This is a genomic window from Bacillus sp. SG-1 (assembly GCF_000181495.1).
Lineage (GTDB): Bacteria > Bacillota > Bacilli > Bacillales > Bacillaceae_B > Rossellomorea.
Genome location: NZ_ABCF01000156.1, coordinates 1 through 1,701, shown reverse-complemented (window position 1 = coordinate 1,701; position 1,701 = coordinate 1). Strand labels below are relative to the sequence as shown.

2 protein-coding genes are annotated in these 1,701 nt (G+C 41.8%); both read right to left on the bottom strand.

The features are described from left to right. Positions 1-941: LacI family DNA-binding transcriptional regulator (locus BSG1_RS19340; protein WP_006838935.1), on the bottom strand; the 941-nt coding region annotated here is incomplete at its 3' end. A 78-nt stretch (positions 942-1,019) separates the two neighbouring features. Further along, on the bottom strand, positions 1,020-1,701 hold a 682-nt coding region (locus BSG1_RS19335), incomplete at its 5' end, for a carbohydrate ABC transporter permease (protein WP_006838934.1).

The window sequence follows — 1,701 nt, the reverse complement described above, 5'->3', positions numbered from 1 at the left end:
TGGATAAGATCATCAAGCATGTAGGCAGCCAGCTTTCCTAACTTTTGTTTGTCTTGTTTTACGGTTGTTAATTGTGGATCACTGTAACGGCATGATTCAATATCATCACAGCCGATCAGTTGAATATCATCCGGTACAGACAATCCTCTCTCTTTAATGGCTTTCAAGGCACCTAATGCCATCATGTCGGATGCGGCAAAAACAGCTTGCGGTAACTCTTCAGCTTGCAAGATCTCTTTCATGGAACGATAGCCGCTTTCTTCGAAAAAGTCTCCATACCGAATCCATTCATCATGAATAGGTAAACCAAACTGATTCATTCCATCCATGAACCCTTTATTGCGGATACTCGCAATCAGTGAATCCTGCTTTCCGCCGATGTAAGCAACTTTCCTGATTTGGTTCAAGTAAAGGTGTTCCACAACTTTCGATCCGATTTTTATATTATCTGTCATAACATAACTGGAACGAGGTCCTTCTAATTGCAAATCGACCCCTATGCAGGGGATATCACTGTTCACAATTTCTTCAATTGCTTCTTCAATCTCATCTCCCGCAATAATCAGGCAGCCATCCACATGGAAGTGTTTACACCTCTCCAAGTATTTGCTTTCACCCTTGTAAAATTGCTCATTAGAAAACAAGAGAAGGTCGTACCCCAGTGTCCCTACCGCTTTCTTGAATGCATTGACCACTTCATTGAAGAATGGATGTGTAAAATCAACGTTGATTTTACCAGCGTATATTAAACCAATCAGGTTGGACTTTTTAGTAGCCAGTGATTTCGCAGAGAAGTTCGGTTGATACTTCGTTTCTTCTATGATTTTGAATACCTTTTGCCGGGTAGCCTCGCTGATCCCACCATAATTATTAATTATTTTGGATACAGTGGCTGGTGATACACCAGCCATCTTAGCAATATCTCTAATTGTCAAATTCATCGTTCTTTACAGCTCCTTAAGCAGTGTCCGACATCTCAATAATATGATTGTATCAACAATTAGAGTGGATGACACCGTTTACTTGATCGAACCTTCCGTGATACTGGAGATAAACCATTTATTGAAGAACAGGAAGATGACGATCAATGGAACCGTTGCCCAGAACACACCGGATAAAAGCATACCGAAGTCTACTCTGAACGCATTATTCAAGGATGCGAGAGCTACTTGCAGCGTATAAGATGCCGGGTCGCGAAGTACAGTGAACTGCCATAAGAATTCACCCCATACGAGTGTGAACACAATGATCCCTAAAGTAGCAAAAGCAGGTTTGATGATAGGCAGTACGATACTCCAGTAAATTCTGAAATTCGAGCAACCATCAAGCTTAGCTGCTTCCATCAATTCGTCCGGTACAGACTGAGTGATGTATTGACGCATCAGAAAGATTCCAAGTGGATTGAGTAAGAATAAGACTCCTGCTCCAAGTAACGTATCCAGCCACCCTAGTTGGGAGATTAAATAATACTGTGGTATCAATCCCAGCTGGGGAGGAATGACCATCGTTAGCAATATACAGATGAATAAAAAGTTTTTGCCTGGAAATTGGAACTTAGCAAAGGCAAATCCTGCAAGCGAGCTGATGATCAATACAGCCACCGTAACCGTCGTACATAAAAGGATCGTGTTCCACATCGCACTGAAGAAAGGAATCGTATCCAAGACTTTCTGGAAGTTTTCAACAAGCATTCCACCCGGA